The sequence below is a fragment of the Mesorhizobium sp. M2A.F.Ca.ET.043.02.1.1 genome (genome assembly GCF_003952405.1).
In the GTDB taxonomy this organism is placed as follows: domain Bacteria; phylum Pseudomonadota; class Alphaproteobacteria; order Rhizobiales; family Rhizobiaceae; genus Mesorhizobium.
This window is the reverse complement of the sequence record NZ_CP034445.1, coordinates 4,426,877-4,453,643: the sequence shown is the minus strand read 5'-3', so window position 1 is coordinate 4,453,643 and position 26,767 is coordinate 4,426,877. Positions and strand designations below refer to the sequence as shown.

Genomic DNA, 26,767 nt, shown 5'->3' with positions numbered 1-26,767 from the left:
CGTATGGACCAGACCGTCGGCATTTCCATTATCGGCCTTCCCGCGGATTTCGACCGATGGGGCGACTTGCTCGCGCTCATCCGTCGCGCCTTTGCCTATATGGACGGCGTCATCGACCCTCCGTCATCGGCGCATCTTCTGAGCGCCGACAGCCTTGCCGAGAAAGCGAAAAAGGAGACGGGGTTTGTGGCCGTCGAGAACGGCCGCGTCGTCGGCTGCGTCTTCGCGCTGGAGCGCGCGCGGGATTTCTATGTCGGCAAGCTCGCGGTCGAGCCAGCACTCCAGGGTCAGGGCGTCGGAGCCCGGCTGATGCAAGCGGTGGAGGATCTTGCCCGCGCACGCGGCAAGGATGCGATCGAGCTCCAGGCCCGCATCGAGCTGACCTCAAACCACGCGGCCTTCACCCGGCTCGGCTTTCGCGAGACCGGGCGCACGGCGCATGCGGGCTATGACAGGCCGACCTCCATCACCATGCGCAAGGTGCTGTCTTGAGCCTCGCCCTTAGCCCTAAAGAACAGGCGATCGCCGCCGGCCAGGACGGCGCGGGCATGGCGATGCGCATCGTTGCCGAAAGCGCCAGGCTGCTCGGCGCGCCGCGGCTGATCCCGATCGCGTCCGCGCATATCGACGGGGCGCTCTATCACGGCGATTCCGGGACGCTGTTTGCCGAAAGGCTGGTCGAAGGCGGCGCGAAGGTCGCGGTGCGCTCGACGCTCAATGTCGGAGCGCTCGACCTGATGGGCTGCTCGCGCATCCGCCTGGAAGAGCCGCAGCGCGGCATGGCGCGGCGGATGATGGAGGCCTATCGCGAGCTAGGCTGCGAGCAGAGCTGGACCTGCGCGCCCTATCAGGCCGGCCACAGGCCGGCACAGGGCAGCGATGTGGCCTGGGGCGAGTCCAACGCGGTCGTCTTCTGCAACTCGGTGCTGGGCGCGCGGACCAACCGCTACGGAGATTTCCTCGACATTGCCTGCGCCATCACCGGCCGCGCGCCCGATTACGGCCTGCATCGGCCTGAAAACCGCCTTGCGCGGCTTGTGTTCGACGTCTCGGGCCTGTCGCCTTCCTTCCTTGCCTCGGAGATCGCCTGGCCTGTCCTGGGCAGCCTCTATGGCCGCGAGGTCGGCAACGCGATCGGCGTCGTCAGAGGCGTGGCCGGTCATCCCGGCGAAGACGCGCTGAAAGCCTTCGGCGCTGCGGCCGCATCGTCCGGCGCCGTCGGCCTGTTCCACATCGCCGGCGTCACGCCCGAGGCTCACGACGTCGAAGCGATCCTGGCCGGGCCGGAACCGGAAGCGGTGATCCGCGTGACGCCTGACATGGTTGCCGAGGCCCGCACCGGCCTGTCGACTGCGGTAGCGCCAAAAGCCATCGATGCGGTGGCGATCGGCAGCCCGCATCTTTCGAACGCCGAGTTCGACACCCTGGAGCGGCTGATCGCAGGACGGCGGCTCGCGGTGCCGATCTATGCCTGCACCGGCCGCCACGCGCTCGCCTTGCTGGAGAAGGACGGCCGGCGAAAGAAGCTCGAGGCCAGCGGCGTGGTCATCGTCGCCGATACATGCGTGGTGGTGACGCCGATCATGCCCGACATCGGCAACGGCGTGCTGATGACCAATTCGGGCAAGTTTGCGCATTACGCGCCGGGCAACACCGGCTATGCGGTGCTCTACGCCTCGCTCGCCGATTGCGTCGAAAGCGCGGTCCTCGGCAAGCCGGTCTTCGCGGATATCGCCGCATGAGCGCCGCCGCCGAAATCCTTGTGCCGGGCAAGGCCGGCGAAGGCGAGGCGCTGGTGCTGGCTGCGCCGATCAGCTTCTGGGGCGGCGTCGACCCGAAGACAGGCCGCATCGCGGATGTCCGCCACCCGCAGCATGGCGAAGTCATTGCCGGCCGCGTGCTGTTCCTGCCCGGCACGATCGGCTCGTCATCGGCTTCGGCGGTGCTGATGGAGCTTGTCCACAACGGCCGGGCGCCGGTGGCCCTGGTGTTGCACGAGCCGGACGCCATCCTGCTGCTCGGCCTGATCGTCGCCCGGGAAATGGGCTGGGAAACGCCGATCGCGGTGCGGCTCGACCGCGGCGCGTTCGATGCCTACCGCGGAGGCTCAGTAGCCGTCGCCGCGGGCGGCGCGATTACCGCGGCCGTTTAAGCCTTTAGGTCCTCAACGGTAGGACACGATCCGGCGGGCGATGGCCGTCGAAGAAGGCGCGGATGTTGATGATCACCTTCTCGCCCATGTCGATGCGGCCCTCGAGCGTGGCCGAGCCCATATGCGGCAGAAGCACCACCTTGCCCTTGGCGGCAAGCTTCAACAGCTTGGTGTTCAGCGCCGGCTCGTGCTCATAGACGTCGAGGCCGGCGCCGGCGATCTTGCCGTCATGGATCAGTTTGATAAGCGCTTCCTCGTCGATGATGTCGCCGCGCGCGGTGTTGACCAGGTAAGCCGATGGCTGCATCAGCGCCAGCCGGCGGCCGGACAAAAGGTGGAACGTCGCCGGCGTCGAGGGACAATTGACCGAGATGATGTCCATGCGGGCCAGCATCTGGTCGAGGCTTTCCCAATAGGTTGCCTCCAACTCCTCCTCGACGGCAGGGAGCACGCGGTGCCGGTTGTGATAGTGGATCGACAGGCCGAAGGCCTTGGCCCGCCTGGCGACGGCCGTACCGATGCGGCCCATGCCGACGATGCCGAGACGTTTGCCCCAGATGCGCCGGCCGAGCATCCAGGTCGGCGACCAGCCGGCCCATTTCTTCTCGCCCGTCAGCACATTGGCGCCTTCGGCGAGCCTGCGCGGCACGGCTAGCATCAGCGCCATGGTCATGTCGGCAGTGTCTTCGGTCAGCACATTCGGCGTGTTGGTGACGGTGATGCCTTTCTTGGCGGCCGCCGCGACGTCGATCTTGTCGACGCCGTTGCCGAAATTGGCGATCAGCTTCAGTTTTTCGCCGGCCTGCGCGATCAGCGCCGCGTCGATGTGGTCGGTGATGGTGGGAACCAGCACGTCGGCTTCCTTGACCGCCGCGACCAGCTCAGGCTGGGTCATCGGCCGGTCCTCGACATTCAGCCTCGCGTCGAACAGTTCGCGCATGCGGGTCTCGACAGGGTCGGGCAGCTTGCGCGTGATGACGACGAGGGGCCGTTTTTTGCCTGCCATTTTATCCCCGAAGCTTGCTAGATCAGGATGACGTCTCGTTGAATCGTCATCCTGATCCTGCTCTTTTTTGGAGCATGATCGTTTCCGAAAACCGATTCCCACTTCTCGGGATCATGCTCTCGAAACCGATCTCGTTGAGACCTCTTTAACCAAGACCGGCGAAACTTGTAGCCAGTCGCGGCATCAGCCCACTCCTGTAACAAGCGGTGCCGCCGAAGACAAAGAAAAAGGGGCGCTCATCCGACGGACCGGCGCCGAAAGGAACGAAAGTGTCTGGTTTCGCGTCGCTTCGCCTGGCCTTCAGCGCAGCCATCCTTGGCGCCCTCCTTTGCGCGCCGCAGGCATTCGCGCAAAGCGCGGCGGCGCCAGCGCAAACCATAACGCTTGGTCCGAGCGGCCTGCCGCTGCCGCGCTTCGTCAGCCTGAAACCGGCCCGGGTCAATTCGCGCGTCGGCCCCGGCGCCAATTATTCCGTCAACTGGATGTATCTGAAGGCCGGCCTGCCGATGGAAGTCATCCAGGAATTCGACACCTGGCGGCGCGTGCGCGATGCCGATGGATCGGAGGGCTGGATCAACCAGTCGCTGCTTTCCGGCCGGCGCACCGCCATCGTCGCGCCCTGGCAGCGCGGCAAGGGCGGGCAGGTCAACCTGCTCGACGAGCCCGACAAGGACGCCGGTGTCATCGCCATCATCGAGCCGGGCGTGATCGGCTCGATCAAGAAATGCGACGGCCAATGGTGCGAGATGACCTTTGACGGCCACACCGGCTGGATGGCCCAGTCGCAGGTGTGGGGCGCCTATCCGGGCGAGAAGTTCAAGAACTGAGGCGTGGACCCACTAAGGCGCAGCCATAGACTGATCGACGCGGGTTCAGCAAAGGCTGCGTAATTGGCAGCGAGGCTGTCGTAGCGTGTTCGCCACCCGACAACATTGCTTGATCCTGTTGAAGAACCGCTCCACCTGGTTGCGAGCGCGTGCGCCGACTCCTCAGTTTTCCTGATCCGCTAGCCTGCCTTGACCTGCTGGCCTACTCGGTCACGCACGATTCAAATTTTGCCTTTTGACCTGGAGGCAGGCGAATATCCTCTAGCGTGGTCGTTGCCACCGTGCGCGGCGATAAACATGGCGACGGCCGACCGACAATAGGATTCGATTTCGTTGTCGTCCTCTGCTCTGGCCTCATCGAAGCGTGCGATAATCAGAAGATCGGAGCCTTTGAAAAGCGCGGCAAACAAGCGGGCGGACTGGAGAGGATCGGGCACATTCAGAACCGCCTTCGCGTGCAACTGACGCAACAGGGCCTCGATTTGGACGATGATATGGGCGGGTCCAGCTTCGTAATGAAGCTTGCTCAACGACTTTTGGCTCGTGAGGTCGGCCGTGACCATGGCTTCGACATTGCGGACATCCGGGCGCAACAGCGTGCGAAGCAGTGATGATCCCACCGCCATGAGCTGATCTTCGGCTGAACCATCGACGCCTTCAAAAAGGGCCTGTGGTATTAATTGCTGGCAGCGGGCAGCAAACGCCGCGCCAAACAGCGCCTCCTTGTTCTCGAAGTGCTTGTAGATGCTGAGCTTGGATATCTTCGCCCGCTGGGCGACCTTGTCCAATGTCGTCGCTTGAAAACCCAGTTCCGCAAAAAGTTCGCCCGCCGTGTCGACGATCGTTTGTCCAAGCGCCTCGTTGGCGGGCCGGCCGCGCCGGGCCTGGGTTTTTTTCTCGGTTACCACAATTCCAGTCCTTGACAGTATCCTAATTATTGAATTACGATACCACACAGTTCCTAAAATTTGCAAGCCAATGGATAGGCTTCAACCGGACCCAGTCGAGCCCCCTCCATCAACAATACGGAGCCCGTCACAATGAATCACGTCATCATCATCGGCGGCAGCTTCGCTGGCCTCGCCGCCGCTCTGCAGCTTGGCCGTGCCCGCCGCAAAGTCGTCGTTCTCGATACCGGCCTTCAGCGCAACCGCTTCGCTGGCCGCTCGCACGGTGTGCTCGGCCACGATGACAAGCCACCGTCCGACATCCTGGCCGCGGCGCGGCAGCAACTCGCGCGCTACCCTGCTATCAGGATGGTCAATGCCCGCGCCGACGGCATCTCCGGCACCATCGACAATTTCTCCGTCCTCACTGGCGATGGTGAAACCCTTAGCGCGCGCCGCCTGATCCTGAGCTATGGCGTTGTTGACCAAATGCCTGATGTTCCGGGTTTTGCCGAGAACTGGGGCGCATCCGTCATCCCATGCCCCTATTGCGACGGCTTCGAAGTTGCTGACCAGCATTGGGGCCTCGTCTGGTCTGGCCCGCAGTCGATGAATCAGGTCAGGCTGTTTCACGATTGGACCGACAGGTTGACTGTCTTCGGCAATGGTCGCGACATCACCCCCGACATACGGGCCGATCTGGCGGGCCGCGAGGTACCTCTCGTTGATGGCCGGATCACCGAAATCGCACGTCACGGGAGCCATGGTGCCACCATCAAGATCGATACCGGCCCCGATGTCGCGGTCGATGTCCTATTCGCGCATCCGCGTACCAAGCCGTCCGCAAGCCTTCATGACGCACTGGGCCTCGCCACGGTCAATACGCCAACCGGCATCGCCCTCAAGACCGACGAGTGCCGCGAAACCAGCATGCCAGGCATCTACGCCGCCGGTGACCTTGCCAACCCCGGCATCCCCTCGGTCACCACGGCAACATGGCAAGGCGCGATGGCGGGTATCTTCGCTCAGCAGTCGATGCTCACTTGAGTGCAAGAAGCATCGATCGCCCCAGTTCAATTTCACAATAGACAGGAGCGCCACCATGGCCGCCATAAAACCATTCAAACCTCTAGACGAGAAATTTCCGTTTGACCGCCAACTCGGTATCGCGGCCGCGCCTCTCGTGCTCATCAATCTCTTCACGGTCGTCGATCCCGCCGACGAAGCTGGCTTCCTGGACGCTTTCAAGGCGGCTGCCGAGATCATAACGAAGCAACCGGGCTTCATTTCCATGCAACTACATCGAGCAATCGGCGAGAGCCCGACTTACCTGAACTATGTGGTGTGGGAATCCACCGAGGCGGTCCGCGCCGCCTTCACTAATCCCGAGTTCCTCGCGAAACTTCCAGCATATCCTTCATCCGTCGTGGCCAGCCCGCACCTGTTCCAGAAGGTCGCCGTCCCCGGCTTCTGCACGGCCTGACTCCGGAAATATGGGAAGGCGCGACGGCGGGAATCTTCGCCAGCAGTCGATGCTGGTTTGAGAGCACAGATTGGAGATGAGCATGGCCGTCGAACCGGACAGCGCGGGTGTGCGCTTCCCTCCGCCCTTCGTCTACCGGCGCATCCTCCGGCATCGGTCTGGCCGCAGCCAAAGCCTTGCGGAATGCGGGCTTTCGAGTGTTCGGGACCAGCCGCCGCGCCGCGGCGAAGAAATCCGACGGTTTTACTATGCTGGCCTGTGACGTTGCCGACGATGAGCCCGCCTACACCCGTACGTCCTTCGAAGAGAATCTCGCGAAGCCGGACCAGTTTCTGGATATCTATGCCACGGCGCGCTCGGAGAGCGGACGTTGGGACAATCGGGCCATGGCATGCGTCGGTCCACGCTAGGCCAGCTCGGCCAAGCGTGGACGAGTCCCTTTGATCAAACAGTCGGGACAGTGCCGCCATCGACGACGAGCTCCGAACCATGGATCGACGAGGCGCGATCCGAGGCCAGGAAAGCGATGGCTTCGGCGACCTCCGATGGTTCGGCGCCGCGACCTATGGCAATGCCGCCAAGGCCGGCCAGTACGAGTTGGCGCGCGTCCTCGACAGTGCCACCGTTGGCGGCTTGGATGCGCTTGAGAAATACATCGGTCCCTTCGGTCATGATCCAGCCGGGAGAGACGACGTTGACTCTAACGCCCTTGGGACCCAGCTCCTTGGAGATGGACTTGCTGTAAGTCCGGAGCGCGGCCTTGGCGCTGGCATAGGCGGTGGTTGCGTCGGGGAGCGGCAGGACCGACTGGATGGAGGTGACGTGCACCACCGCGCCGCTGCCCCGCTCGATCATCTGCGGAATCAGGAGCCGGTCGAGACGGACTGTGGCCAGGAGGTTCAGGTTCAGCTCGGAAAGCCAGTACTCGTCCGTCAGGGCGACAAAGCCACCGCCCGGGGTGGTCGAACCACCAAGCACATGCGCGATGATGTCGACGCCGCCCAGACGCTCGATCGCCACCCTGGCCAGCATTTCCCCGCCCTCGGCCGTCGTCAGGTCCGCCTGGACGAATTCGACGCTATCGATGGGCTCCAGCGTTCCACGGGCAGATGTAATCACGCGGGCGCCGCCGGCCAGGAAGCGGTCGACAGTGGCGCGGCCCAGACCCTTGGTGCCGCCGCTGATGAGGACGCGCTTTCCCGCGAACTCGGTCGGATCAGCTTTGATGGTCATGCCGTGATCTCCAAAGCCTTGATGGCGTCGTTTTCGAGCGTGAAGCGGTAGGTGAAGCGGATCGGGCTGCCCTTGAACTCGCCATGAGCGGGGCCTTCGACGACCACCTGACCGTCCTCTTGGCGGACGGTATCCGGTGTGAAAATCGCCTTCGCGCCGACCACCGCCTCTTCAAGCAAGTGCTTGATTTCGGCGGACCCCCGAAGAACGGCGCCGTTATCGCGGAGGACGGCCCCGGCTGCGAAGGGTGCCAGCATGCCGTCAACGTCCAGGCGGGCATTCGCGGCCACATATGCGGCGATTGGGGGTGGTAATTCGAGCGTCATTGGTCTTGTCCTGCTTGTTGCGATCGCAGCCGCAGCGGCTGGAAGTTTCGTTGCTCCCCAAAATAGGGATAGACAGCTCGCGCGATAATCAGGACAATTCGGGACGTCTCATCACGAAAGTCGGGATAATTGTGCAAAGTAGCCTGACGGAATTAGACGCAGTTCTCATGGTCGCCCGCCGCGGCAAGTTTCGCACGGCAGCGCTTGAGCTCGGGGTTTCGACGACCGCGCTCAGCAACGCGGTCGGAAAGCTGGAGCGCACGCTTGGCGTGCGGCTTTTCAACCGGACGACGCGAAGTGTCTCATTGACGGAGGCCGGCCAGCGGTTCGTCGCGCAGGTCGCTCCAGCCGTGCAGGACATTCATGAGGCGATGGAGGTTGCGCGCTCTCAACAGGCGATGCCATCGGGCACGCTGCGCATCAACGCCTTTCCGACAGCGGCGCGAGAGATCTTCACTTCGCTCGTCCTACCGTTCCTGCGCGCGCACCCTCAGGTCCACATCGACATCGTCACAGAGGGCCGCATGGTGGACATTGTCGCAGGCGGCTTCGACCTCGGCGTCCGCAGGATCGACCTCGTACCGGCCGATATGATCGCGGTCCCGTTGGGTGTCGCGCGGCGCAGCGTCGTCGTGGGCACGCCGACCTACTTGATAACGCATGGGACGCCCCTGGTACCTCAGGATCTCGCCGGGCATTCCTGTCTCCGCGTCCGGCTTCCCGATGGCGCGATCTACCGCTGGCCGTTCGAGAAGGACGGACAATCGGTCCACATCGACGTCCAGGGCGCCATCACCCTCGACGAAGCGAGCCTCGCACGCACCGCGGTCCTCGCGTCCGTGGGTCTGGCCCTAGCGATGGAATCCGACGTGCGAGACGACATCGAGGCAGGCCGCCTTGTGCGCGTGCTTGAGGATTGGACGCCCATTCTGTCGCCGTTGAGCCTCTACTATCCGAGCCGACGCAACCCGACCGCCGCATTCAAGGCGTTCGTTGAATTCGCGCGGCGGCAGAGTGGAGCCAGCATTAACCCTGACGCCGTCTATAGCTCCGGACGCGCTGAGCCCGGGTGAGGCCCATGACCCTTCCGGTGCTCGCCGACCTTGAGTACGCTCCGGTCCGGTTCTCGGACCACCATTCTCGACTCGACCTGACCTGAATCTCGACACACCTCTAGCCGGCCGCGCCGCTGCGGTCGCGGCCAATGCGGCCGAGATGCGTATCCTGAAAACCGGTGGGCAGCTTGAGGCCGTAGCCGAGGGCACGGTCGATGGCGATGTGCGCTATCCAGATAAGCGCCACCGCGGTCGTGAGCGGGCCGGCGAGCAACGCGCCCGCGAGCAGAAGGACCAGCGGGGCAATCAGGATATGCAAGGCGTTATAGGTGACGGCGCCGAGGCGCGGCCCGGCGAGGTAGCCCAGCATCGACAGGTCCGGCGCCAGGATAAGCAGCGCAAACAGCCACCAGGAAAAGTGGGCCATTGCGTAGCAAACGACCGCCAAGGCGGCGACGGTGGCCCACTCAAACCGGACGATCAGGTCGACGGGCCGCGTCGCCACGGGATCAATCGCCGCGCTTCGGGCGAAGCCTCACGACGATGTCGACATTGGCGATCTCCATGCCCTCCGGCGGTGCCGGCAGGTTGGAGACGGTGACCGGTCCGCTTTCGATGTCGAAAATCCGGTTCTCGCCCTCGACGTAGAAGTGATGATGATCGGAGGTGTTGGTATCGAAATAGGTTTTCGAGCCTTCGACCGCCAGGATGCGCAGCAGGCCGGCCTCTGTGAACTGATGGAGCGCGTTATAGACCGTCGCCAATGAAACCGGCACGCCGGCGGCGATCGCCTCTTCGTGCAGTTCCTCGGCCGAAAGGTGGCGGTCGCCCTTGGCGAAAAGCAGATCGGCCAGCGCGATGCGCTGGCGCGTCGGCCTCAGGCCGGCTTCGCGAACCCGCTTGTCCACAGCGACATTTTCCTTCCGGTAGCCCGAATCCATCTCTTCGCTTCGAAGCTTGTTGCCCAGCCCATCAACAGGTCCAGAGTGGCAAAAAGACGTCGAAAGCCAAAACCGGACATCAGCCGACATATATTCTGTAGTCTGAATGCGATCAATAGCGCGCATTGACCCGGGCAGGCGCACGGGTTAAGCGCAAACGCCGGTTTCCGGCCGCAAACAGAGTGTGTTAGGAAACCAACGAGAAGGGCGCCCTGCCGCCCGCGAAAGAACACGGGGACGGAAATTTGATGGCGGATCAAAAGTCCAGCTACGATTACGAGGAACTGCTCGCCTGCGCCCGCGGCGACCTGTTCGGGCCGGGCAACGCCCAGCTGCCCTACCCACCTATGCTGATGTTCGACCGCATCACCGAGATCAGCGAGACCGGCGGCGCTTTCGACAAGGGCTTCATCCGCGCCGAATTCGACATCAAGCCGGACCTGTGGTTCTTCGCCTGCCACTTCATCGGCAATCCGATCATGCCGGGCTGCCTCGGCCTCGACGCCATGTGGCAGTTGACGGGTTTTTATCTCGGCTGGCTGGGCGAACCCGGCAAGGGCATGGCGCTTTCGACCGGCGAGGTGAAGTTCAAGGGCATGGTGACGCCGTCGGTGAAGAAGGTGGAGTACGGCGTCGACTTCAAGCGCGTGATGCGTGGCCGGCTGGTGCTCGGCATCGCCGATGGCTGGCTTAAGGCGGATGGCGAACCCATATACGCCGCCACGGATCTGAAGGTCGGCCTGTCCAAACAGTCGGCCGCCTGACCGTTTTTCGCCACGGCGTCCGCGTACCCAATGGGCGCCACGTCAGTTTATTTGCGTATGATCACGGGCGAAAACCGGCTAGGTTTTCCGCCCGGATACGCCGGAAGGAGTTGCGAATGAGACGGGTCGTAGTGACAGGGCTCGGCATTGTGTCGTCGATCGGCAACAATGCCAATGAGGTGCAGAGCTCGCTTTACGATGCCAAATCCGGCATCAGCTTTTCCAATTCCTTCGCCGAGCACGGCTTCCGCTGCCAGGTCTGGGGCGCGCCGACGCTCGATCCTACCCCGATGATCGACCGCCGCGCCATGCGCTTCCTAAGCCAGGGTGCGGCCTGGAACCATGTTGCCATGGACCAGGCGATCGCCGATGCCGGGCTTGGCGTGAGCGACATCACCAATGAGCGGACCGGCATCGTGATGGGGTCCGGCGGACCCTCGACCCGCACCATCGTCGAGGCGGCCGAAACCACGATCAAGAACAACAGCCCCAAGCGCATCGGTCCATTCGCCGTGCCGAAGGCGATGTCGTCGACGGCGTCGGCCACCCTGGCCACATGGTTCAAGATCCACGGCGTCAACTACTCGATCTCGTCGGCCTGCTCGACCTCGGCGCATTGCATCGGCAATGCCTATGAGCTCATCCAGTGGGGCAAGCAGGACATGATGTTCGCCGGCGGCCACGAAGATCTCGACTGGACGATGTCGGACCTTTTCGACGCCATGGGCGCCATGTCGTCGAAGTTCAACGACAAGGCATCGGCCGCTTCGCGCGCCTATGACGTCAACCGCGACGGTTTTGTCATCGCCGGCGGCGCCGGCGTGCTGGTGCTGGAGGAATTGGAGCACGCCAGGGCGCGCGGCGCCAAGATCTATGCCGAGATCGTCGGCTATGGCGCGACATCCGACGGCTACGACATGGTGGCGCCTTCGGGGGAAGGCGCCATCCGCTGCATGCGGCAGGCGCTTGCCACCGTCTCGACCCCGGTCGACTACATCAACACCCACGGCACCTCGACGCCGGTCGGCGATTCCAGGGAAATGGGCGCCATTCGCGAGGTGTTCGGCGACAAGATGCCCTACATCACCTCGACCAAGTCGCTCACCGGCCATTCGCTGGGGGCGGCCGGCGTGCAGGAATCGATCTATTCGATCCTGATGATGCAGGGCGGCTTCATCGGCGAGAGCGCCCATATCGAGGAGCTCGATCCGGAATTCGAGGGCATGCCGATCGTGCGCAAGCGCATCGACAACGCCAAGATCGACACCGTTTTGTCCAATTCCTTCGGTTTCGGTGGCACCAACGCAACGCTGATTTTCCAACGCTATTCCGCATAAGGATCTGCCTTTTATGGAAGGGTTGATGAAGGGCAAGCGCGGGCTTGTCATGGGGGTCGCCAACGATCATTCGATCGCCTGGGGCATCGCCAAGAAATTGTCCGAGCACGGGGCGGAGCTTGCCTTCACCTACCAGGGCGACGCGTTCGGGCGGCGCGTCAAGCCGCTCGCCGAGAAGGTGGGCGCCTCCTTGATCGTGCCTTGCGACGTCGAGGACAGCGCCTCCGTCACCGCGACCTTCGAGACCCTCGGCAAGGCCTGGGGCGAGCTGGACTTCGTGGTGCATGCCATCGGCTTTTCCGACAAGAACGAGCTCAAGGGCCTCTACGCCGACACCAGCCGCGACAATTTCGTGCGCACCATGGTGATCTCCTGCTATTCCTTCACCGAGGTCGCCCGCAATGCCGCCGCGCTGATGGGCAATGGCGGCTCGATGATCACGCTGACCTATGCCGGGTCGGTGAGGGTGATGCCGAACTACAATGTCATGGGCGTCGCCAAGGCGGGGCTCGAGGCCAGCGTGCGCTATCTTGCCAATGACTACGGGCCGCGCGGCATCAGGGTGAACGGCATCTCGGCCGGACCGGTGCGCACGCTGGCCGGCTCGGGCGTTTCCGACGCCCGCCATATGTTCTCCTATCAGCAGCGCAACTCGCCTCTGCGGCGCACCGTGACCCTGGACGAAGTCGGCGGCTCGGCGCTTTACCTGCTCTCCGATCTTTCGTCGGGTGTCACCGGCGAAATCCATTATGTGGATTCCGGCTATCACATCGTTTCGATGCCGTCGCTGGAGGAACTGAAGCAGAACGACGGTGGTCGCGAATAGTTCGCTAAGGCAAAGAGTATTTTCCAGTAAAATTGGATGCATCGGCGGAAACTCATTTTAAGGAGGTTTCCGCTACAAGGCCCCTTAATCCAGGGACCTTGCATGTCTCCAGTCAGTAACCCGAAGCGAACACCGCTGTTCCGGCTGATCACCATCGCCAGCTCCGGCATGGGCAGTTTCATCCTCGGATTGTGGGGGCTGCGGTTCGGCTTCGGCGATGGCATGGCCGGCATGCCGGCCGAGACGATGATAGGCGTCATCGCCGCGCTATGCGCCCTTGCCGCCGGCGGTGCGGCGATGTCGTTCTTCGCCGGCGTCGATGAATCGGTGGCCTATGTCGTCAAGGAAACCAATTTCGACAAGCTGACGGGGCTTCTGTCGCGCCAGGCCATGGTCGGCAAGATAGCCGATGCCGCCTCGGAGACGATCCGAACCGGCGAGCCGGTGTTCCTGATCGACATTGATATCGACCGATTCAAGCAGATCAACGACGCCATCGGCTACAGCCATGGCGACGACCTTGTCCGTGCCTTCACCAGCAGGCTGAAGGAGAGCATGCCGAAGGATGCGGTGATCGGGCGCATCGGCGCCGGCGAGTTCGGCGTCCTGCTGCCGGACCGCGACATCCGTGGTTCGATCGAGCGGCTGATCGAAAAGCTCATCAGCGATATGATGGAGCCTTATCAGTTGCAGACCCACCTGCAGTCGGTCAGCCTGTCGGTAGGCATCGTGGCGATGCCGAAGGACGGGGTCGACCCGGTTCTGGTCCTGCGCCGTTCGAACCTGGCGCTGCAAAATGCGCGGGCCAGCGGCGTCGGCAACTGGTCTGTCTTCCACGCCGACATGGGCCGCGTGGCCGACTATCGGCAATGGATCGAATCGGAGCTGAAGACCGCTTTCGACCGCGGCGACTTCAGTCTCCATTACCAGCCGCAGCTCAATCTGCCGAGCGGCCGCGTCGTCGGCTACGAGGCGCTGATCCGCTGGAAGCATCCGGAGCGCGGCATGATTCCGCCGATGGAGTTCATTCCGATCGCCGAGGAAACCGGCATGATCAATCCAATCGGCGAATGGGTGCTGCGCAAGGCCTGCAGCGACGCCAAGCATCTGCCGCAGGACTGCTTCGTCGCCGTCAACATCTCGCCGGTCCAGTTCATGACCAGGGATTTCGTCGGCATCGTGCGCGAGGTGATGGAATCGACCGGCATCAAGCCGTCGCGGCTGGAGCTCGAGGTCACCGAGACGGCGATGATGCAGGATCGCGACCGCGCCGCCGCGATCCTGGACCAGCTTGCCGAGATGGGGATTTCGGTGGCCGTCGACGATTTCGGAACCGGCTATTCCAATTTGAGCTACCTGATCGACTTCTCCTTCGGCAAGCTGAAGATCGACCGTTCCTTCGTCAGCCGCATCGACACCGACTCCGGTTCCGGCGCGATCGTCTCGACCATTGTCGGGCTGTCGCGGGCGCTGGGCGTCGGCATCATCGCCGAAGGCGTGGAAACCGAGAACCAGGCTACGCTGCTCAGGGCCGCGGGCTGCGAGGTGGTCCAGGGCTATCTGTTCGGGAGGCCGGCGCCACTCACGGACGAACTCGGCGAAGCGCGGCCTGCTTTCGGCACCCGCGAGCCCGCACGGATCGTCAGCCTACAGTAAACCAGCACGCAACAGTATTTCAGCGGCGCGCCGACAACACCTTGAACATGCCGTCGCGGGCGATCCCGGTATGGCTGGCAAAGGCCGCGGACAGCACCTGTTCATAGGGAAGCTGGCGATTGGCGACCATGAACAGGCGGCCGCCCGGTTTCAGCGCCTTCGACGCCGCGCGGATCATGCCGGCGCCAATGCCGGGCTCGGCGGCGCGGCCGCTGTGGAAAGGCGGGTTCATGACGATGGCGTCGTAGCGTCGATCGACCGCCTCGGTGAGAAGATCGATCCAGAAGAAGCGCGGCTCGATGGCGCCACGGACATTCAACCTGGCTGCTTCCAGGGCTTCGAAGTCCGCTTCATAGAGATCGAGCGTGGTGAGGCTCTGGGAGCGCTGCAGGACCTCCGCCGCCAGATAACCCCAGCCCGCGCAGAGATCAGCGATATTGCCTTTGAGATCATCAGGCAGGCTGGCGGCCAGCAGTTTCGAACCGGCGTCAATCCTGTCAAACGAGAACATGCCAGGCGCGGTTTTGAAACCGCCCCCAACAACAAGGTCGGGGTTGCCGGCGCGCAGCGTCTCGGCTGCTTCCGTGCCGGCCCGCCGGAACCAGAAGGCAACGCCGTGATGCTTCGGCAGATGGCCTTCGAGCGGCGCCAGCGCGTTGATCCGCTTGCGCAGGCTGTCGGTGCCGTCATCCTTGCCACCCGCGACGGCGATCAGCCCGCCCGGCGCGACACGCTCGAGTGCTTCGGCGATGCGCAACTCATTCTGACCGCGATGACGGCCGGCGAGCACGAGAGCCATGTCGTAACCCTGGCCTTCCACGCGCGGCGTGACCGTGTAGCCGGAAGCCTGCAAGGCGCGGAAATGCGGTCGAAAGCCCTGCACGAGATGCAGCGCCGCATCGAAGCCTTCGGGCAAGCGGAAGCCGGGCTCGGCGCCCAGAAAGAGAACGCGGGCCTCCTTGCGCGGCAAAGGCAGCGCCTCCGCCTCGAACGGGTAGAACAGCGTCTTCAGCGGCTCGGCGGCCATTCATCCACCTCGAAACAAAACGGGCGCGACCTTGCGGCGCGCCCGTCTTAGACTATCCAGCCAGACCGATCAGGCGGCGTCTTCCTCGCCTTCGGCCTTCTTCTTCTCCTGGACGATTTCCTTGCCGGTCGCCTGGTCGACGACCTTCATCGACAGGCGAACCTTGCCGCGCTCGTCGAAGCCCATCAGCTTGACCCAAACCTTGTCGCCTTCCTTGACGACATCGGAGGTCTTGGCGACGCGCTCATTGGCGAGTTGCGAGATGTGGACGAGACCGTCGCGCGGGCCGAAGAAGTTGACGAAGGCGCCGAAGTCGGCCGTCTTGACGACTGTGCCTTCGTAGATCTCGCCGACTTCCGGCTCGGCGACGATGGTGTGGATCCACTTCTTCGCCGCCTCGATCTCCTTGGCGTTGGCCGAAGCGATCTTGACCGTGCCGTCGTCCTCGATGTTGATCTTGGCGCCGGTCTTCTCGACGATCTCGCGGATCACCTTGCCGCCGGAGCCGATGACGTCGCGGATCTTGTCGGTCGGGATGTGCATAACCTCGATGCGCGGCGCGAACTCGCCGAGCTCGGCGCGGGCGCCGGAAAGCGCATGCGCCATCTCGCCGAGGATATGCAGGCGGCCGTCCTTGGCCTGGGCAAGCGCGATGCCCATGATCTCCTCGGTGATGCCATCGATCTTGATGTCCATCTGCAGCGAGGTGACGCCATTGGCGGTGCCGGCAACCTTGAAGTCCATGTCGCCGAGATGGTCCTCGTCACCGAGGATGTCGGAGAGCACCGCGAAGCGCTCGCCTTCCTTGATCAGGCCCATGGCGATGCCGGCGACCGGCTTGGCCAGCGGAACGCCCGCGTCCATCAGCGCCAGCGAGGTGCCGCACACGGTCGCCATCGACGACGAACCATTGGATTCGGTGATCTCCGAGACGACGCGCAGCGTGTAGGGGAACTGTTCCGCCGAAGGCAGCATCGGATGGATGGCGCGCCAGGCGAGCTTGCCGTGGCCGATTTCGCGGCGGCCCGGCGAGCCCATGCGGCCGGTCTCGCCGACCGAGTAGGGCGGGAAGTTGTAGTGGAGAAGGAACTTCTCCTTGTACATGCCGGTCAGCGAATCGACATATTGCTCGTCCTCGCCGGTGCCCAGCGTGGCAACCACCAGCGCCTGGGTCTCGCCGCGGGTGAACAGCGCCGAACCATGGGTGCGCGGCAGGACGCCGACTTCCGAGACGATCTTACGCACGGTCTTGAGGTCACGGCCGTCGATGCGCGAGCCGGTGTCGAGGATGTTCCAGCGCACAACCTTGGCCTGGAGTTCCTTGAAGACGCTGCCGATCTGCTCGGAAGTGTACTTGGCTTCCTCGCCCTCGGCCGGAGCGAAGGCGGCCTTGACCTTGGCTTTGACGGCATCGACCGCGGCATAGCGCGCCTGCTTGTCGATGATCTTGTAGGCGTCGCGGAGCTCGTCTCCGACGACCTTCAGCATCTCGGCTTCAAGCGCGGAGTAATCCGGCGCGGTGAAGTCGCGCGGCTCCTTGGCGGCGACCTCGGCCAGCTTGATGATCGCCTCGATCACCGGCTGGAAGCTCTTGTGGCCGAACACGACGGCGCCGAGCATCAGGTCCTCGGAGAGTTCCTTGGCCTCGGATTCGACCATCAGCACGGCGTCGGCGGTGCCGGCGACGACGAGGTCGAGCTTGGATTCCTGCATCTCGTCGATATGCGGATTGAGCACATATTCGCCGTTGATGTAGCCGACGCGGGCGCCGCCGATCGGGCCCATGAAGGGCACGCCCGAGAGCGTAAGCGCGGCGGAGGTGGCGACGATCGACAGGATGTCCGGATCATTCTCGAGATCATGCTGGACGACGGTGACGACGATCTGGGTGTCGTTCTTGTAGCCGTCGGCGAAAAGCGGGCGGATCGGGCGGTCGATCAGGCGGGAAACCAGCGTTTCCTTTTCGCTCGGACGGCCCTCGCGCTTGAAGTAGCCGCCCGGGATCTTGCCGGCGGCATAGGTCTTTTCCTGGTAGTTGACGGTGAGCGGGAAGAAATCGAGGCCGGGCTTCGGCTCCTTCATCGAGACGACAGTGGCCAGAACCACGGTCTCGCCATAGGTGGCCAGCACCGCGCCGTCAGCCTGGCGGGCGATCTTGCCGGTCTCCAGGATGAGCGGACGGCCGCCCCATTCGATTTCCACTTTGTGATGATTGAACATATCTTGTCCTTCATATGCGGAAAGGGCCGCACCGTCCTAACGGTCGCGGGTTCTCCCTTCCCTGGCTTCCTTCGGGCAGCCACGGGCAAGACAACGGGAAGCTCGATAGATCCGGCTCAAGGCCGAGCGAGCATCCTGCAATCCTGCCCCATGACCGTCCATGGGCGGTTCCGGACAGCCCTCTGCGGTCCGGAACACGATTGGCCGGCTGGTCGGCCGGCCTTGCGCTTGACGCCGGAAACGCTGTTTCCGGAACGCGCCATGCGCGCAGGCGAATTTCCTTTTCAGCATTGCGGCAGCGGACTATCCGATGCGCCAATGCGCGACCGGCGGGCCCCCTTGGAGAGCCCGCCGGTCAATTGGTCAGCGACGGAGACCGAGCTTGTCGATCAGCGTCTGGTAGCGCCCATCATCCTTGCGCTTGAGATAATCAAGCAGGCTGCGGCGCTGGGAAACCAGAGCAAGCAGGCCACGGCGGGAATGGTTGTCCTTCTTGTGGTCCTTGAAATGCTCTGTCAGGTTCTTGATGCGCTCGGAAAGAATGGCAACCTGGACTTCCGGAGATCCGGTATCGCCTTTCGCGGTCGCGAATTCGGTCATCAGTTCTTTCTTGCGCTCGGCAGTAATCGACATCGTGTTTTTCCTTATCTGTTGGAGGAAACGGGACGCCCACAGCCGGGATGTCGTCCAGCAGGGGCCAGTGCAAGCGACGCGTCAGGGCGCGAAGCTGCGGCGCATATAGTGCAATTCCGGAAAAAACACCAGCCCAATTGTCAAGCCGGCTTGTCGCAGGTTCCGGCGGCGAAAACGGGAGAATTCAAAGGCTACAGCCACTTCTTCCATTTGAAGAACGCGATCAAACCGACCGCGACGACCGCCATGAACAGTAGCGAGACCGGATAACCGTAATAGGCCTTCAGCTCGGGCATGTTCCAGGGCGAGCTTTCCGGATCGAAATTCATGCCCCAGACGCCGACCAGGAAGGTCAGCGGCATGAAGATCACCGAGACGATCGTCAGATAGGAAATGACGTCGTTGGTGCGGGCCTGGGACAGCGAGAGATGCATCTCGATCAGGCCGGTGAGCATGTCGCGCTGGTTCTCGACCAGCTCGATCAGCCGCAGCGAATGGTCGAGCGTGTCGTTGAAGAAGATCTTGGTTTCAGCCTTCACGAAGGGCACGTCGTTGCGGATCAGCGTCGCCAGCGCATCGCGCATCGGCCATAGCACGCCCTTGAGCACGTTGGCGTCGCGCCTGAGTTCATGCAACTGCCGCATCTGATGCTTGTGCGGCTTGTTCAGCATCTCGTCCTCGATGCCGTCGACCAATTCGCTCGCCGCCTCGATCGGCGGGAAATAGCTGTCGACGATGGCATCGATCAGCGCATAGGCAAGATAATCGGCGCCGCGCGAGCGCAGCCGGTTCGGCATCGCGGCCGCGATGCGCTTGCGCACCGGATCGAACGGATCGCCCTCGCGTTCCTGGAAAGTGACGACGAAATTCCGGCCGAAGAACAGCGAGATCTGCTCGTAGCGATGCGAGGTGACATCGTCGATCATGCGCATGACGACGAAGGCATGGTCCTCGAAGAAATCCACCTTGGGCCGCTGTCCAGTGTTGACGACGTCCTCGAGCGCCAGCGGGTGGAGGTTGAAGATACGGCCGATCTCCTCGATCAGCGGAATGTTGGCAAGCCCCGTGCAATCCAGCCAGACGACAGGCCATTTCTCGCAATGGGTGTTGAGGTCGTCGACCGAGGCATTGTCGATGGTTTCGTATTTCTGCGGCGAGATCAATGTCAGCCGAAGCTCGCTGCGCCGTGCCGCCGGATCGGCGATCAGCGTGCCGGGCGACGCCCCGACCGGCGGCCGGCGGATTCTCAGCGTCGCCCTCTTGTTGCCTGTATCAGCCCTGGCCATGAGATCCCTGAAGCGTCGGCACCCAGTGGAGCTTAGACGACCGGATTCACCCGGCAAAGACCCGCTTGGGCTTGAACATGCCCTGCTCGATGGCGCCGATGGCGACGAGCCTGCCGCGCGCGGTGGCGCAGGCCTCCTCCGCCTCGACCGGCGCATCGCGGCCGCGAATGATGACAGGATTGCCGAGGCGGATCTTCGTCGCCGCGTCGTCGCTGACCGCAACCTGCGGCAGGCAATCGAGCGCCGCCGCCGTTTCAATCAGCAGCGCGTCGATGGCGCTGAAATCGACCGGCGCCTCGGATTCGTCCTGAACAGCTTCGGCTTTGCCGCCGAAACGGGCCGCTTCCAGTTCGGCAACCGTGACGAAATCGTCAGGCGTGAACGGCTCGACCTCGACGCGGCGCAATTCAGCGATATGGCCGAAGCAGCCGAGATCGCGGCCCATGTCGCGCGCCAGCGAGCGCACATAGGTGCCCTTGCCGCATTCGACCTCGAAGACGGTCTTGTCGGCACTATGCTCGATAATATCCAAACGGCCGATTTCAATTTCCCGCGCGGGTATCTCGACCGTCTCGCCGTCGCGGGCGAGATCATAGGCGCGCTCGCCGGCGATCTTGATGGCCGAGAATTGCGGCGGCGTCTGCATGATGACGCCGGTGTATTTCGGCAGCAGCGCCCGCAGCTCGGCCTCGGCCGGGCGCCGATCGGAGCTGTTGGTCACCGGGCCTTCGAGGTCGTCGGTCGAGCGCTCCTCGCCCCAGGCGACGGTGAAGCGGTAGACCTTGGCGCCATCCTGCACGTAGGGAACGGTCTTGGTCGCTTCGCCAAGCGCGATCGGCAGCATGCCGGAGGCCAGCGGATCGAGCGTGCCGGCATGGCCGGCCTTCTCGGCCTGAAACAGCCATTTGACCTTGGAGACCGCTTCGGTCGAGCCCATGCCGACCGGCTTGTCCAGCACCACCCAGCCGGAGACCGGCCGACCCTTCTTCTTGCCGCGGCGCGCCACTATTCCTCGTCCTTGTCGTTGTTCTTGCCGTCGCCGAGATCGCGCGCCACTTCGGGCGACTTCAGCAGTTCATTGATCTTCGCGAAATTGTCGAAGGATGTGTCGAGCCGGAAACGGAACTCCGGCATATACTTCATCTGCCTCAACGCGCCCGAAACACGGCCGCGGATGAACTTTGCGTGCCTGTTGAGCGCCTCGACCACGGCGCTGTCGTCAGCCGCGCCAAGCGGCGAGACGAAGGCGGTGGCGATCTTGAGATCGGGCGACATGCGCACCTCGGAGACCGAGACGACGCTGTTCTCGATCACCGGATCGATGATCTCGCCGCGCTGCAGCGTTTCGGAAAGGGCATGACGCACCTGCTCGCCGACGCGCAGCATGCGCTGGGAGGGGCCTGATGTTGTCGAACGGGGCATTTTTCTTCGGTCCTGAAATCGTGAAGCGCGGGATGGGACCACGCCACATGTCTCATATGCATGAGCGGTCTGGACGGCAGCCTTGCGGCCGCCGCCCGTTTCATTTCGGCAAATATACCCGAATTAGAGCGTCCTGCTCACCATCTCGACGCGGAAGCACTCGATGACGTCGCCGACGCGCATGTCCTCGTAGTTCTGGAAGGCCATGCCGCATTCCTGGCCGCCCGGCACTTCCGCAACCTCGTCCTTGAAGCGCTTGAGCGTCTTCAACGTGCCTTCGTGGACGACGACGTTGTCGCGGATCAGGCGCACGCCCGCACCACGCTCGACCTTGCCTTCGGTGACGCGGCAGCCGGCGATCTTGCCGACCTTGGAGATGTCGAAGATCTCGAGTATCTCGGCATTGCCGATGAAGGTCTCGCGCCGCTCCGGCGAAAGCATACCGGAAAGGGCCGCCTTCACGTCGTCGACGAGGTTGTAGATGATCGAGTAGTAGCGGATCTCGATGCCCGCGGCCGCTGCCGCGGTGCGCGCCTGCGCGTTGGCGCGGACGTTGAAGCCGATGATCGCGGCACCCGATGTCTCGGCCAGCGAGACGTCGCTTTCGGTGATGCCGCCGGCGCCCGAATGGACGATCCGCACCCTGACCTCGTCGTTGCCGAGCTTTTCGAGCGCGGCGTTGATCGCCTCGATGGAGCCCTGCACGTCGCCCTTGATGACCAGCGGGAATTCCTTCAGCCCGCTCGTCTGCAACTGCGACATCATCTGTTCGAGCGAGCCGCGCTGGCCGGCATGCTTGGCCACAGCCTTGTCGCGCGCCAGGCGCTGACGGTATTCCGTGATCTCGCGGGCGCGAGCCTCGTTGTTGACGACGGCGAAACGGTCGCCGGCCTGCGGCGTGCCCTGAAGGCCAAGCACCTCTACCGGCATCGCCGGCGGCGCTTCCGGCACGTGCTCGCCGCGGTCGTCGACAAGCGCGCGCACACGGCCCCACTCGTTGCCGGCGACAATGATGTCGCCCGGCATCAGCGTGCCGGTCTGCACCAGAACGGTGGCGACCGGACCGCGGCCCTTGTCGAGCTTGGCTTCGATCACCGCGCCTTCGGCGGTGCGGTCAGGATTGGCCTTGAGGTCGAGAACTTCGGCCTGCAGCAGGATCGCTTCGAGTAGCTTGTCGAGATTGGTGCCCTTGGTCGCCGAAACCTCGACGTCCAGCACCTCGCCGCCCATCGATTCCACGAACACCTCGTGGCGCAGCAGCTCGGTCCGCACCTTCTGCGGATCGGCGTCGCGCTTGTCGATCTTGTTGATCGCCACGATGATCGGCACGCCGGCCGCCTTGGCGTGGTTGATCGATTCGATCGTCTGCGGCATCACGCTGTCGTCTGCCGCCACCACCAGCACGGCGATGTCGGTGACCTGGGCGCCGCGGGCGCGCATGGCCGTGAAGGCGGCGTGGCCGGGCGTGTCGATGAAGGTGATCTTCTGACCGTTCTTCTCGATCTGGTAGGCGCCGATATGCTGGGTGATGCCGCCGGCCTCGCCGGAGACGACATTGGCGTTGCGGATGGCGTCGAGCAGCGAGGTCTTGCCGTGGTCGACATGGCCCATGATGGTCACGACCGGCGGACGCGACACCAGGTCCTCGGGACGGTCGGCGATGTTGAACAGGCCCTCCTCGATGTCGGACTCCGCAACGCGGCGGACCGTATGGCCAAATTCGGAAGCGACCAGCTCGGCCGTGTCGGCGTCGATGACGTCGCCCGGCTTCAGGATCTGGCCCTGCTTCATGAAGTACTTGACCACATCCACGGCGCGCTCGGACATGCGCTGCGCCAGTTCCTGGATGGTGATGGTTTCGGGTAGGATCACTTCGCGCATGACTTTCTCGCGCGGCTCATTGTGCATCGCGCGTTTGAATTTTTCCTGGCGGCGACGCATCGACGACAGTGAGCGGCCGCGCGCATCTTCGTCCGACAGCGCGGTGTTCAGCGTCAGCTTGCCGCGGCGGCGATCTTCCTCGCCCTTGGTCGGCTTGGCCGGGCGGGCCACTTCCGGGGTCGCAAGGCGCCGGGCAGGCGCGCTGGCGCCTGCGCCACCGCCGGCACCTGTGCGCCGCGGCTTGGCCTCTTCCTCGTCATCGGCCGTAGCGACATCGGCTGCCTGCGGCGCACGACGGCGAGCCTCTTCCTCGGCACGACGCCGCGACTCGGCCTCGGCCTGCAGGCGCGCTTCTTCCTCGGCCTGACGGCGCGCGGATTCGTCGCGCTCGCGCTTGCGGCGTTCCTCTTCCTCGGCGCGGCGCTTGGCATCCTCCTGAGCGCGCTGGCGATCCTCGGCCTCACGGGCCTTGGAGCCTTCCAACGCCCTGCGGCGCGCTTCCATCTCGCCGCGTGACAGCTCGTTCAGGACCATGCCCGAACGTTCCGGCGGCGGAGGCGGCGCCTTCGGCGCTTCCTGCACGACAGGCGCGGCGGCGACAGGGGTGGCCGCGGCGGGCTTCGGCGTGAACACGGACGGCGCGACCGGCTCCGGCTTGTCGCCAGGCAGCGAGAACTTGCGCTTCTTGGTCTCGACGACGACCGACTTGGTGCGGCCATGCGAGAAATTCTGGCGCACGGTGCCCTGCTCGAGGCCGGGGCGCTTCAGCGTCAAGGTCTTCTTCGGCGTAACGCTCAACGTCTTGTCGTCGCCCGATTTCGTATCGTTCATTCCATATCCTCTGCGGCATCATCTTCGTCGGCAACGGCCGCAAGCATTGCCAGATCGTTCGGGGTACCGCCCCGATATCGGTCGAGCGCAACAACGCGCTTCTCAACCGCCAGTCCCGCGTCCTGCGCGAGGACGGCAGCATGTATCACATTTGTACCCCCCAATGCCAAGCTCAACTCGGCCTCGGAGAAAAGTTTGTAGGCAAGGATGGCGGGACCGCCGAGATGGACGGTCGCCCGCCGCGCCTGACTGATCTTGCGGACACCGTCGTCCGACGCCTCCGCCGCATGCAGAACGAGCAGCGCCTGCCCGTCGCGCACAGCACCCTCGACCTTGGCGGCGCCAAGAACGACGGCGCCCGCCTTGCGGGCAAGGCCAAGCATACCCAGAGCGGATCTGGAGAGCAGCCCGTCGACCATGCCGCCGAGATCGGATGGAACGGTCACCTGCGCCTTGAATGCGCGGGCAAACAGGTTCTTCGCCGCTGCCTTCTCGATATGTAGGCGATCGGCGGTGACCCAGCAACCACGGCCGGGCAGATTTCTCTTGATGTCCGGAACGACGGCCGAATCCGGGCCGACGACGAAGCGGATCAGTTCATCCGCTTCGGCCTGCCTGCGCGTAACGATGCAAGTGCGATCGTTCATCTCGTCCACGGGCTTTGCGATTGGTGGTCACCTCACGCACCGACGGTTTCGCCGGTTGCTGCCTCTTCGGCGGCGAGTTCTTCCACGGTGATCCAGCCGGCCTGCTTGCGGGCTGCAAGCACCATCTGCTCGGCTTCGGCGCGCGAGACGCCGTGAGAGGCCAAAACGCCCGGATAGACCTTGGTCTCGCCGTCCTTGCGCTCTTTCCAGCCGATCAGGTCGTCGGCGGCATAGCCGGCGAAGTCCTCGATCGTCTTCACGCCGTCCTCGCCGAGCGTCACCATCATGGCGGTGGTGACGCCGGGGATCTCGCGCAGCTCGTCCTTGACGCCCAGCGCCTTGCGCTTTTCGTCATGCTCGGCCTCGATCTTCTCCAGATATTCGCGGGCGCGGGTCTGGATTTCCGAAGCGGTGTCCTCGTCGAAGCCGTCGATGGAGGAGATTTCGCCCGAGTCGACATAGGCGACTTCCTCGACGCTGGTGAAGCCTTCGGAGGCAAGCACCTGGCCGACCATCTCGTCGACATCGAGGGCCTCCATGAACAGTGCCGAACGCTCGACGAATTCCTTCTGGCGGCGCTCGCTCTCTTCCTGCTCGGTCAGGATGTCGATATCCCAGCCGGTGAGCTGCGAGGCCAGGCGGACGTTCTGGCCGCGGCGGCCGATGGCCAGCGAGAGCTGGTCGTCCGGCACCACCACCTCGATGCGCTCGGCATCCTCGTCGAGCACCACCTTGGCGACCTCGGCCGGCTGCAGCGCGTTGACGATGAAGGAAGCGGCCGAAGGCGACCACGGAATGATGTCGATCTTCTCTCCCTGCAATTCGCCGACCACCGCCTGGACGCGGCTGCCGCGCATACCGACGCAGGCGCCGACCGGATCGATCGAGGAATCGCGTGAGATGACGGCGATCTTGGCGCGCGAGCCGGGGTCGCGAGCGACCGACTTGATCTCGATGATGCCGTCGTAGATTTCCGGCACTTCCATGGTGAAGAGCTTGGCCATGAATTGCGGATGGGTGCGCGACAGGAAGATCTGCGGGCCGCGCTGCTCGCGGCGCACGTCGTAGACATAGGCGCGGACGCGGTCGCCATACTTATAGTTCTCGCGTGGGATCAGCTCGTCGCGGCGGATGATCGCCTCGCCGCGGCCGAGATCGACGATGACGTTGCCATATTCGACGCGCTTGACGGTGCCGTTGACGATCTCGCCGATGCGATCCTTGTATTCGTCATACTGGCGATCGCGTTCGGCCTCGCGCACCTTCTGCACGATGACCTGCTTGGCCGATTGGGCGGCGATACGGCCGAAATCCATCGGCGGCAGCTGCTCGGCGATGAAGTCGCCGAGTTGGGCGTCGGGGTTGCGCTCGCGCGCCGTGGAAAGCGCGATCTGCGTGGCGTAGTCCTCAACCTTATCGACCACTTCCATTAGCCGCTGCAGCTTCATCTCACCGGTGTTCGGGTTGATGTCAGCGCGGATGTTGGTCTCCTGGCCGTAGCGCGAGCGCGCCGCCTTCTGGATCGCATCGGCCATGGCGGCGATGACGATCGACTTGTCGATCGACTTTTCACGCGCGACCGCGTCGGCGATCTGCAGCAGTTCAAGCCTATTGGCGCTTACAACCATTGTCTTTCTCCCGATTTCGCCTCGGACACGCGGCCCGGCGGCGCTATCAACTTTCCTGTTCGGTTTCGTTTTCCTCGGCGGCGTCTTCCGCTTCGCCGCGGCGTTTCCTTGCTTCCTTGCGCGCCCGGTTGTCCTTCGACAGGGCATCGCGGATGAGATCGTCGGTCAGCACCAGCCGGGCCTCGGCGATCGCGTCATAAGGCACGCGCACCGTCGGCTCCTCGCCATAGGCCGCCTTGTCGCGCTCGATAAGGATGCCATCGGCGTCGGCCTCGGCGATCTTGCCCTTGAAGCGCTTGCGGTCGCCGACGAGGACGGACGTCTCCAGCTTGACCAGGTGACCGGTCCAGGTGGTGAAATCCGACTTGCGCACCAGCGGCCGGTCGATACCCGGCGAGGACACTTCGAGATGATACGCCTTTTCGATCGGATCCTCGACATCGAGGGCCGGCGACACCGCGCGGCTGACCTCTTCGCAATCCTCGACGGTCATCGTGCCGTCCTCGCGCTCGGCCATGATCTGCAGCGTCAGCCCGTTCTGACCGGTCAACTGCACCCGCACGAGACGAAAGCCGATGGCCTTGAGCACCGGCTGCACGATCAGCGCAATGCGCGCATCGATGCCGCTTTCGCGGATGATACGGTCGTCGGCCTCGCTTGCCGCTGCAGTCATCGGATCCCTGTCGCTTTTGGCTTCCG

Annotated in this window: 27 protein-coding genes and 2 pseudogenes; 13 read left to right on the top strand and 16 right to left on the bottom strand. The window is 63.7% G+C overall.

Annotation, left to right across the window (positions count from 1 at the left end; genetic code table 11):
* The first annotated feature begins 3 nt into the window (after positions 1-3).
* Genes EJ068_RS21215 through EJ068_RS21205 form a run of 3 tightly spaced genes read left to right on the top strand, consistent with a single transcriptional unit; the run spans position 4 to position 2,152 of the window.
* Complete coding sequence (locus tag EJ068_RS21215) at positions 4-492, top strand: GNAT family N-acetyltransferase (protein WP_129554847.1); 489 nt, start codon at positions 4-6, stop codon at positions 490-492.
* Positions 489-1,742: an aconitase X catalytic domain-containing protein gene (locus tag EJ068_RS21210; protein ID WP_129554846.1), complete on the top strand. Its 1,254-nt coding sequence runs from the start codon at positions 489-491 to the stop codon at positions 1,740-1,742. The genes EJ068_RS21215 and EJ068_RS21210 overlap by 4 nt, the downstream gene beginning before the upstream one ends.
* Positions 1,739-2,152: a DUF126 domain-containing protein gene (locus EJ068_RS21205; protein ID WP_129554845.1), complete on the top strand. Its 414-nt coding sequence runs from the start codon at positions 1,739-1,741 to the stop codon at positions 2,150-2,152. Before EJ068_RS21210 ends, EJ068_RS21205 begins: the two co-directional genes overlap by 4 nt.
* A gap of 4 nt (positions 2,153-2,156) precedes the next feature.
* Here the strand turns inward: EJ068_RS21205 and EJ068_RS21200 are convergent, their stop codons facing one another.
* The gene (locus EJ068_RS21200; protein WP_129554844.1) at positions 2,157-3,158 is read right to left on the bottom strand and encodes a D-glycerate dehydrogenase; all 1,002 of its coding nucleotides are present in this window, start codon (positions 3,156-3,158) and stop codon (positions 2,157-2,159) included.
* Positions 3,159-3,427: 269 nt separating this feature from the next.
* Here EJ068_RS21200 and EJ068_RS21195 point away from each other — a divergent pair, with 269 nt between their 5' ends.
* On the top strand, positions 3,428-3,985 hold the full coding sequence (locus EJ068_RS21195) for an SH3 domain-containing protein (RefSeq protein ID WP_112128468.1): 558 nt from the start codon (positions 3,428-3,430) through the stop codon (positions 3,983-3,985).
* Positions 3,986-4,206: 221 nt separating this feature from the next.
* Here EJ068_RS21195 and EJ068_RS21190 read toward each other — a convergent pair whose 3' ends face one another.
* Positions 4,207-4,893, bottom strand: coding sequence for a TetR/AcrR family transcriptional regulator (locus EJ068_RS21190; RefSeq protein ID WP_129554843.1), 687 nt, complete (start codon positions 4,891-4,893; stop codon positions 4,207-4,209).
* 132 nt (positions 4,894-5,025) lie between these two features.
* On the opposite strand from EJ068_RS21190, the gene EJ068_RS21185 reads away from it, so the two are divergent.
* The 4 genes and pseudogenes from EJ068_RS21185 to EJ068_RS33415 form a co-directional block, all read left to right on the top strand.
* Complete coding sequence (locus EJ068_RS21185) at positions 5,026-5,919, top strand: NAD(P)/FAD-dependent oxidoreductase (protein WP_129554842.1); 894 nt, start codon at positions 5,026-5,028, stop codon at positions 5,917-5,919.
* Positions 5,920-5,974: 55 nt separating this feature from the next.
* Positions 5,975-6,355 (top strand): antibiotic biosynthesis monooxygenase family protein, encoded by a 381-nt coding sequence (locus tag EJ068_RS21180; protein ID WP_129554841.1) that lies wholly within the window; start codon positions 5,975-5,977, stop codon positions 6,353-6,355.
* An 82-nt stretch (positions 6,356-6,437) separates the two neighbouring features.
* Positions 6,438-6,522 (top strand): annotated as a pseudogene (locus tag EJ068_RS21175) (isoprenylcysteine carboxylmethyltransferase family protein); the annotation flags it as partial.
* Positions 6,508-6,633: pseudogene (locus EJ068_RS33415) on the top strand (short-chain dehydrogenase/reductase); the annotation flags it as partial. The pseudogenes EJ068_RS21175 and EJ068_RS33415, both read left to right, overlap by 15 nt.
* A 166-nt stretch (positions 6,634-6,799) precedes the next feature.
* Here the strand turns inward: EJ068_RS33415 and EJ068_RS21170 are convergent.
* Positions 6,800-7,588, bottom strand: a complete 789-nt coding sequence (locus EJ068_RS21170; protein ID WP_129554840.1) for an SDR family oxidoreductase — start codon at positions 7,586-7,588, stop codon at positions 6,800-6,802.
* On the bottom strand, positions 7,585-7,914 hold the full coding sequence (locus tag EJ068_RS21165) for a nuclear transport factor 2 family protein (protein ID WP_129554839.1): 330 nt from the start codon (positions 7,912-7,914) through the stop codon (positions 7,585-7,587). Before EJ068_RS21165 ends, EJ068_RS21170 begins: the two co-directional genes overlap by 4 nt.
* A gap of 128 nt (positions 7,915-8,042) precedes the next feature.
* Between EJ068_RS21165 and EJ068_RS21160 the strand changes: the two genes are divergently transcribed.
* A complete protein-coding gene (locus EJ068_RS21160; RefSeq protein WP_129555033.1) occupies positions 8,043-8,987 on the top strand; it encodes a LysR family transcriptional regulator in 945 nt (314 codons plus the stop codon).
* A gap of 100 nt (positions 8,988-9,087) precedes the next feature.
* On the opposite strand, the gene EJ068_RS21155 is transcribed toward EJ068_RS21160, so the two are convergent.
* Both EJ068_RS21155 and irrA read right to left on the bottom strand, forming a co-directional pair.
* A complete protein-coding gene (locus EJ068_RS21155) occupies positions 9,088-9,474 on the bottom strand; it encodes a DUF4260 domain-containing protein (RefSeq protein WP_129554838.1) in 387 nt (128 codons plus the stop codon).
* A gap of 4 nt (positions 9,475-9,478) precedes the next feature.
* A complete protein-coding gene (irrA, locus tag EJ068_RS21150; protein WP_042647097.1) occupies positions 9,479-9,910 on the bottom strand; it encodes an iron response transcriptional regulator IrrA in 432 nt (143 codons plus the stop codon).
* 248 nt (positions 9,911-10,158) lie between these two features.
* On the opposite strand from irrA, the gene fabA reads away from it, so the two are divergent.
* The 4 genes from fabA (at position 10,159) to EJ068_RS21130 (ending at position 14,493) form a co-directional block, all read left to right on the top strand.
* Positions 10,159-10,674, top strand: a complete 516-nt coding sequence (gene fabA / locus EJ068_RS21145) for a 3-hydroxyacyl-[acyl-carrier-protein] dehydratase FabA (RefSeq protein WP_040985924.1) — start codon at positions 10,159-10,161, stop codon at positions 10,672-10,674.
* Between the two features lie 116 nt (positions 10,675-10,790).
* Positions 10,791-12,011 carry a beta-ketoacyl-ACP synthase I gene (fabB, locus tag EJ068_RS21140; RefSeq protein WP_127250126.1) on the top strand — a complete coding sequence of 407 codons (1,221 nt, stop codon included), beginning with the start codon at positions 10,791-10,793 and terminating at the stop codon, positions 12,009-12,011.
* Positions 12,012-12,024: 13 nt separating this feature from the next.
* Positions 12,025-12,837: an enoyl-ACP reductase FabI gene (fabI, locus tag EJ068_RS21135; RefSeq protein WP_127250127.1), complete on the top strand. Its 813-nt coding sequence runs from the start codon at positions 12,025-12,027 to the stop codon at positions 12,835-12,837.
* A gap of 102 nt (positions 12,838-12,939) precedes the next feature.
* A complete protein-coding gene (locus EJ068_RS21130; protein ID WP_127250128.1) occupies positions 12,940-14,493 on the top strand; it encodes a bifunctional diguanylate cyclase/phosphodiesterase in 1,554 nt (517 codons plus the stop codon).
* Between the two features lie 19 nt (positions 14,494-14,512).
* On the opposite strand, the gene EJ068_RS21125 is transcribed toward EJ068_RS21130, so the two are convergent.
* From EJ068_RS21125 to rimP, 10 genes are all read right to left on the bottom strand, one after another.
* Complete coding sequence (locus EJ068_RS21125; RefSeq protein ID WP_127250129.1) at positions 14,513-15,520, bottom strand: class I SAM-dependent methyltransferase; 1,008 nt, start codon at positions 15,518-15,520, stop codon at positions 14,513-14,515.
* Positions 15,521-15,589: 69 nt separating this feature from the next.
* Positions 15,590-17,740 carry a polyribonucleotide nucleotidyltransferase gene (gene pnp / locus EJ068_RS21120; RefSeq protein ID WP_127250130.1) on the bottom strand — a complete coding sequence of 717 codons (2,151 nt, stop codon included), beginning with the start codon at positions 17,738-17,740 and terminating at the stop codon, positions 15,590-15,592.
* 363 nt (positions 17,741-18,103) lie between these two features.
* The gene (gene rpsO / locus EJ068_RS21115; protein ID WP_281059028.1) at positions 18,104-18,415 is read right to left on the bottom strand and encodes a 30S ribosomal protein S15; all 312 of its coding nucleotides are present in this window, start codon (positions 18,413-18,415) and stop codon (positions 18,104-18,106) included.
* Positions 18,416-18,564: 149 nt separating this feature from the next.
* Complete coding sequence (gene corA, locus EJ068_RS21110; protein ID WP_127250131.1) at positions 18,565-19,659, bottom strand: magnesium/cobalt transporter CorA; 1,095 nt, start codon at positions 19,657-19,659, stop codon at positions 18,565-18,567.
* 46 nt (positions 19,660-19,705) lie between these two features.
* A complete protein-coding gene (truB, locus tag EJ068_RS21105; RefSeq protein ID WP_127250132.1) occupies positions 19,706-20,665 on the bottom strand; it encodes a tRNA pseudouridine(55) synthase TruB in 960 nt (319 codons plus the stop codon).
* On the bottom strand, positions 20,665-21,081 hold the full coding sequence (gene rbfA / locus EJ068_RS21100) for a 30S ribosome-binding factor RbfA (protein WP_127250133.1): 417 nt from the start codon (positions 21,079-21,081) through the stop codon (positions 20,665-20,667). Before rbfA ends, truB begins: the two co-directional genes overlap by 1 nt.
* 123 nt (positions 21,082-21,204) lie before the next feature.
* Positions 21,205-23,793: a translation initiation factor IF-2 gene (infB, locus tag EJ068_RS21095; protein WP_127250134.1), complete on the bottom strand. Its 2,589-nt coding sequence runs from the start codon at positions 23,791-23,793 to the stop codon at positions 21,205-21,207.
* Entirely contained in the window at positions 23,790-24,440 is a 651-nt protein-coding gene (locus EJ068_RS21090; RefSeq protein ID WP_126083567.1) for an RNA-binding protein, read from the bottom strand. Before EJ068_RS21090 ends, infB begins: the two co-directional genes overlap by 4 nt.
* A gap of 32 nt (positions 24,441-24,472) precedes the next feature.
* The gene (gene nusA, locus EJ068_RS21085; RefSeq protein ID WP_127250135.1) at positions 24,473-26,068 is read right to left on the bottom strand and encodes a transcription termination factor NusA; all 1,596 of its coding nucleotides are present in this window, start codon (positions 26,066-26,068) and stop codon (positions 24,473-24,475) included.
* 46 nt (positions 26,069-26,114) lie between these two features.
* Positions 26,115-26,741, bottom strand: a complete 627-nt coding sequence (gene rimP, locus EJ068_RS21080; RefSeq protein ID WP_112127965.1) for a ribosome maturation factor RimP — start codon at positions 26,739-26,741, stop codon at positions 26,115-26,117.
* Between the last annotated feature and the right edge of the window lie 26 nt (positions 26,742-26,767).